The organism is uncultured Pseudacidovorax sp. (assembly GCF_913773995.1).
Taxonomy (GTDB): Bacteria; Pseudomonadota; Gammaproteobacteria; order Burkholderiales; family Burkholderiaceae_C; genus Xenophilus.
The window spans coordinates 1-3,038 of the sequence record NZ_CAJYES010000210.1 but is presented as its reverse complement, the minus strand read 5'-3'; the positions used below and the strand labels follow the sequence as shown (position 1 = coordinate 3,038).

3 protein-coding genes are annotated in these 3,038 nt (G+C 67.2%); all 3 read left to right on the top strand.

Annotated elements, in window-relative coordinates:
• On the top strand, positions 1 to 605 hold a 605-nt coding region (locus QZ772_RS19740; protein WP_295529759.1), incomplete at its 5' end, for an ABC transporter substrate-binding protein.
• 178 nt (positions 606 to 783) lie between these two features.
• Complete coding sequence (locus tag QZ772_RS19735; RefSeq protein ID WP_295529756.1) at positions 784 to 2,235, top strand: PHB depolymerase family esterase; 1,452 nt, start codon at positions 784 to 786, stop codon at positions 2,233 to 2,235.
• 20 nt (positions 2,236 to 2,255) lie between these two features.
• A complete protein-coding gene (locus tag QZ772_RS19730) occupies positions 2,256 to 3,020 on the top strand; it encodes an ABC transporter ATP-binding protein (RefSeq protein WP_295529753.1) in 765 nt (254 codons plus the stop codon).
• The last annotated feature ends 18 nt before the right edge of the window (positions 3,021 to 3,038 follow it).

The window sequence follows — 3,038 nt, the reverse complement described above, 5'->3', positions numbered from 1 at the left end:
ATGAGGAATACCTGCCGCAGAACACCACCGACTTCACCGCCGGTGCGCAGCGCCTGATCGACAAGCTCAAGGACCAGCCCGGCCGCAAGGTGATCTGGATCGTGTGGGCCGGCGCGGGCAACCCCTTCAAGATCGCCGACCTGGACCTGAAGCGCTACGGCATCGAGATCGCCACCGGCGGCAACATCCTGCCGGCCATGGCCAGCTACAAGAACTTTCCCGGCATGGAAGGCGCCACCTACTACTACTTCGGCATCCCGAAGAACCCGGTGAACGAGGCGCTGGTGTCCATGCACTACAAGGAGTTCAAGAGCCCGCCGGACTTCTTCACCGCCGGCGGCTTCTCGGCCGCCATGGCCGTCGTCACCGCGCTCAAGAAGACGGGCGGCGACACCGGCACCAACAAGCTCATCAGCACCATGGAAGGCATGAGCTTCGACACGCCCAAGGGCACCATGACCTTCCGCAAGGAAGATCACCAGGCGCTGCAGAGCATGTACCACTTCAAGATCAAGGTGGACCCGGCCTTCGCGTGGGGTGTGCCGGAGCTGGTGCACGAGATCAAGCCGTCCGAGATGGACATCCCGATCCGCAATAAGCGATAAGGGCCCCCTGCGCTCAATGCCAGGCCAGTCAACCACAGCCCGTTCGGGCTGAGCTTGTCGAAGCCTGGGTGCGAGCCCTTCGATCATTCGCCAGGCCCAGGATCGGCAAGCCGGTCGTGGGTGTCCCCGCATCGCTTCGCCACCGGCTGACGGCTATTTCCCAGCCAGGAGAACCACCATGCAGAAGTTCACCGCGCCGCTCAGGCGCGCCGCCGGTGTGCTCGTGTCGGCCTGGCTGCTGGCCGGCGCGGCGACGGCCGTGCCGCTGCCGGAGCTGAACATCGACCCTGCGCAGGTCAGCGTGTCGGGCGTGTCCTCGGGCGGCTACATGGCCGTGCAGCTGCACGTGGCCTATTCGGCCACCTTCAAGAAGGGGGCGGGCGTGGTGGCGGGCGGGCCTTACTACTGTGCGGAGGGCTCGGTGGTCTATGCCACCGGTCGCTGCATGGCACATGACAGCAGCATCCCGGTCAGCAGCCTGGTGACCACCACCAACAACTGGGCGGCCAGCGGCGCCATCGACCCGGTGTCCAACCTCGCGGCCAGCCGGCTCTACCTGTTCTCGGGCACGCTCGACAGCGTGGTCAAGACGGCCGTGATGGACGACCTGCGCAGCTACTACGGCGCTTTCGTGCCTGCGGCCAACATCTCCTACAAGAAGGATCTGGCGGCCGAGCACTCCTTCGTCACCGACGACTACGGCAGTGCCTGCTCGGTCAAGGGCGACCCGTACATCGACGACTGCAACTTCGACCTGGCCGGCGCGCTGCTGCAGCAGATCTACGGCACGCTCAACCCGCGCAACGTGGGCCCGCTGGGTGGCAGCTTCGTGGAGTTCGACCAGCGCGGCTTCGTCGGCGGCCATGCGCTGGCGCAGACCGGCTGGGCCTATGTGCCTGCGGCCTGCGCCAGCGGCAGTGCCACCTGCCGGCTGCACTTGGCGCTGCACGGCTGCAAGCAGAACACGGCGCAGATCGGGCAGCAGTACGTGCGCAGCACGGGCTACAACCGCTGGGCCGACACGAACAACATCGTGGTGCTCTATCCGCAGACGGGTGTGACGGCGACCAATGGTTGCTGGGACTGGTGGGGCTACGACAGCGCGGACTACGCGAAGAAAGCAGGCCCGCAGATGGCCGCCATCCAGGCCATGGTCAAGCATCTGTCGGGCGGCACGGCCACGGCCGCGCTCGCGGCGCCGAGTGGCCCGACGGCTTCGGCCGCGACGGCCAGCACCATGAAGTTGAGCTGGTCCGCCGTGCCGGGTGCGGCGGGCTATGTGGTCTACCGCAACGGCGGCCGTCGCAACGCCACGCCGCTCACCGGCACCAGCTACACCGACAGCGACCTCGTCGCGGGCAGCAGCTACGGGTGGACGGTGCGCGCGGTGAATGCGGCCGGCGCACGTGGCGCCGCGTCTGCCACGGCCACCGCCACCACCACCGGCATGACGCCTGTGTGTACCACCACCGACAACTACAGCCACACCATGGCCGCGCGGGCCTATGCGCTCTACGGCTTCGCCTATGCCTATGGCTCCAACCAGGGGATGGGGCTGTGGAACATCTACATCGAGACGACCCTGAAGAAGACCGCCGCCGGCTACTACGAGGTCGGCACCTGCTACTGAACGCGCCAGGACTTCCGAAATTGCTTGAAACCCAGAACCTCACCATCCGCTTCGGCGGGCATGTGGCGGTGAATGCCGTCAGCTGCCGCTTTGCGCCGGGCACGCTGACGGCCATCGTCGGCCCCAACGGGGCGGGCAAGACCACCTACTTCAACCTGGTCTCGGGCCAGCTCAAGGCCACGGAGGGCAAGGTGCTGCTGGACGGCCGTGACCTGTCGGCGCTGCCGGCCTCGGCGCGCACCCGCGCGGGCCTGGGCCGTGCCTTCCAGCTGACCAACCTGTTCCCCAACCTCACGGTGCTGGAGAACGTGCGCCTGGCCGTGCAGGCCGCGCACGAAGGGCCGCACCGCCGCGGCCTCAACCTCTGGAGCATCTGGAGCGACCACCGTGCGCTTACCGAGCGCGCCGATGCGCTGCTGGCCGAGACCAACCTCAAGGCCCGCGAGCACGATGTGGTGGCGAGCCTGCCGCACGGCGATCAGCGCAAGCTGGAAGTCGCGCTGCTGATGGCGCTGGAACCGCAGGTCTTCATGTTCGACGAGCCCACGGCGGGGATGAACGCGGCCGAGGCGCCGGTCATCCTCGACCTGATCCGCCGGCTCAAGCAGGACAAGACCAAGACCATCCTGCTGGTCGAACACAAGATGGACGTGGTGCGCGAGCTGGCCGACCGCATCATCGTGCTGCACAACGGCACGCTGGTGGCCGACGGCGAGCCCGCCGAAGTGATCGCCTCGCCCGTGGTGCAGGAAGCCTACCTGGGCGTCGCGAAGGAGGCTGCATGAGGCGCCCCCTGATTGACT

What these genes read in the sequence shown, in the direction of transcription:
- QZ772_RS19735 (WP_295529756.1), top strand. Translation starts at nt 784, where the DNA reads ATGCAGAAGTTCACCGCGCCGCTCAGGCGCGCCGCCGGTGTGCTCGTG.